The sequence below is a fragment of the Pseudomonas sp. Sample_24 genome (assembly GCF_004307605.1).
Taxonomy (GTDB): domain Bacteria; phylum Pseudomonadota; class Gammaproteobacteria; order Pseudomonadales; family Pseudomonadaceae; genus Aquipseudomonas.
The window spans coordinates 1-2,790 of record NZ_RCNW01000008.1 but is presented as its reverse complement, the minus strand read 5'-3'; the positions used below and the strand labels follow the sequence as shown (position 1 = coordinate 2,790).

Annotated in this window: 3 protein-coding genes; all 3 read left to right on the top strand. The window is 56.7% G+C overall.

Translation table 11 applies throughout. The features are described 5' to 3' along the window. Nucleotides 1–1,239, top strand: a 1,239-nt coding sequence (ilvB, locus tag D8V06_RS00465; RefSeq protein ID WP_130930256.1) for a biosynthetic-type acetolactate synthase large subunit, incomplete at its 5' end; no start/stop codon positions are given. Between the two features lie 2 nt (nt 1,240–1,241). Continuing rightward, nucleotides 1,242–1,733, top strand: coding sequence for an acetolactate synthase small subunit (ilvN, locus tag D8V06_RS00460; RefSeq protein ID WP_003176102.1), 492 nt, complete (start codon nt 1,242–1,244; stop codon nt 1,731–1,733). Between the two features lie 47 nt (nt 1,734–1,780). After that, nucleotides 1,781–2,790, top strand: a 1,010-nt coding sequence (ilvC, locus tag D8V06_RS00455) for a ketol-acid reductoisomerase (RefSeq protein WP_130930255.1), incomplete at its 3' end; no start/stop codon positions are given.

Below are 2,790 nucleotides of genomic sequence, written 5' to 3'. Positions count from 1 at the left end.
AAAGACATGACCAACCCGGCCGAGAAGTTCGAATACGTCTTCCCGAAAAAAGCCAAGTTGCGCTCCTACAGCCCGGCCGTTCGCGGTCACTCCGGGCAAATCCGCAAGGCAGCAGAAATGCTCCTGGCGGCCAAGCGTCCTGTGTTGTACTCGGGCGGTGGCGTGATTCTCGGTGGTGGCTCCGCGCCGCTGACCGAGCTGGCGAAAATGCTTAACCTGCCAGTGACCAATACCCTGATGGGCCTGGGCGGTTTCCCTGGTACGGATCGTCAGTTCATCGGCATGCTGGGCATGCACGGCAGCTACACCGCCAACCTGGCGATGCACCACGCTGACGTCATCCTGGCTGTCGGCGCACGGTTTGACGACCGCGTGATCAACGGCGCCTCCAAGTTCTGCCCGAACGCCAAGATCATTCACATCGACATCGACCCGGCTTCGATTTCCAAGACCATCAAGGCCGATGTGCCAATCGTTGGTCCGGTCGAGAGCGTCCTGACCGAAATGGTCGCGATCCTCAAGGAAATCGGCGAGACCCCGAACAAGGAGTCCGTTGCCAGCTGGTGGAAGCAGATCGACGAGTGGCGCGGTGATCGTGGCCTGTTCCCTTATGACAAGGGTGACGGCAGCGTCATCAAGCCGCAGGCCGTGATCGAGACCCTTTGCGAAGTGACCAAGGGCAATGCCTTTGTAGCTTCTGACGTGGGTCAGCATCAGATGTTCGCGGCGCAGTACTACAAGTTCAACAAGCCGAACCGCTGGATCAACTCCGGCGGCCTGGGCACCATGGGCTTCGGTTTTCCGGCGGCCATGGGCATCAAGTTGAGCTTTCCCGATGATGACGTCGCCTGCGTAACGGGCGAGGGCAGCATCCAGATGAACATTCAGGAATTGTCGACCTGCCTGCAATACGGTTTGCCGGTAAAGATCGTCATCCTGAACAACGGTGTACTGGGCATGGTTCGCCAGTGGCAGGACATGAGCTATGGCAGCCGCCACTCTCACTCCTACATGGAATCGCTGCCTGATTTCGTCAAGCTGGCAGAGGCTTATGGTCACGTTGGCGTGCGCATCACCGATTCGAAAGATTTGAAGTCGAAGATGGAAGAAGCGTTTGCCATGAAGGATCGCCTGGTAGTGATCGATATTTCGGTCGACACCAGCGAGCACGTCTATCCGATGCAGATCAAAGACGGCTCCATGCGCGATATGTGGCTGAGCAAGACGGAGCGTACTTAATCATGCGGCACATTATTTCCTTGCTTCTGGAAAACGAACCGGGCGCTTTGTCTCGTGTGGTTGGTCTGTTCTCGCAGCGCAACTACAACATCGAAAGCCTGACCGTGGCACCAACCGAAGACCCGACCCTGTCGCGTCTGACGTTGACCACTGTCGGTCACGATGAGGTCATTGAGCAGATCACCAAGAACCTCAACAAACTGATCGAAGTAGTCAAACTGGTCGACCTGTCGGAAAGCGCGCACATCGAGCGTGAGCTGATGCTGGTCAAGGTCAAGGCTACCGGTGCCCAGCGCGCCGAGATCAAACGCACCACCGATATTTATCGTGGACAGATCGTCGATGTCAGTGCCAGCGTGTATACCGTTCAATTGACCGGTACCAGCGACAAGCTCGACAGCTTCATTCAGTCCATTGGCACCGCCTCGATTCTGGAGACCGTCCGCAGTGGCGTCACCGGTATTGCCCGCGGCGACAAAGTACTCAGCATCTAAACCAAATTAGCGAATGGCCTGAAGGGCCAGATATAAAGGGGAAATTCATGAAAGTTTTCTACGATAAAGACTGCGACCTGTCGATCATCCAGGGCAAGAAAGTTGCCATCATCGGTTACGGTTCCCAAGGCCACGCTCAGGCGTGCAACCTGAAAGACTCCGGCGTTGACGTTACCGTTGGCCTGCGTAAAGGTTCGGCCACCGTTGCCAAGGCTGAAGCTCATGGCCTGAAAGTGACTGACGTTGCTTCCGCTGTTGCAGCTGCCGACCTGGTCATGATCCTGACCCCGGACGAGTTCCAGTCCTCCCTGTACAAGAACGAAATCGAACCGAACATCAAGAAGGGCGCTACCCTGGCCTTCTCCCACGGTTTCGCGATCCACTACAACCAGGTGGTGCCACGCGCTGACCTCGACGTGATCATGATCGCGCCGAAGGCTCCAGGTCACACCGTACGTTCCGAATTCGTGAAAGGCGGCGGTATCCCTGACCTGATCGCTATCTACCAGGATGCTTCGGGCAACGCCAAAAACGTTGCACTGTCCTACGCCGCTGGCGTTGGTGGCGGTCGTACCGGCATCATCGAAACCACTTTCAAGGACGAGACCGAAACCGACCTGTTCGGCGAGCAAGCCGTTCTGTGCGGCGGTACCGTTGAACTGGTTAAAGCCGGTTTCGAAACCCTGGTTGAAGCTGGCTACGCGCCGGAAATGGCCTACTTCGAATGCTTGCACGAACTGAAGCTGATCGTTGACCTCATGTACGAAGGCGGTATCGCCAACATGAACTACTCGATCTCCAACAACGCCGAATACGGCGAGTACGTGACTGGCCCGGAAGTCATCAACGCCGAATCCCGTCAGGCCATGCGCAATGCCCTGAAACGCATTCAGGACGGCGAATACGCCAAGATGTTCATCAGCGAAGGCGCTACCGGCTATCCTTCGATGACCGCCAAGCGTCGTAACAACGCCGCTCACGGTATCGAGATCATCGGCGAGCAACTGCGCTCCATGATGCCGTGGATCGGTGCCAACAAGATCGTCGACAAAGCCAA

Bases quoted from the DNA above. Each gene is read 5' to 3' on its own strand.
- ilvN (WP_003176102.1), top strand. From the start codon at position 1,242: ATGCGGCACATTATTTCCTTGCTTCTGGAAAACGAACCGGGCGCTTTG.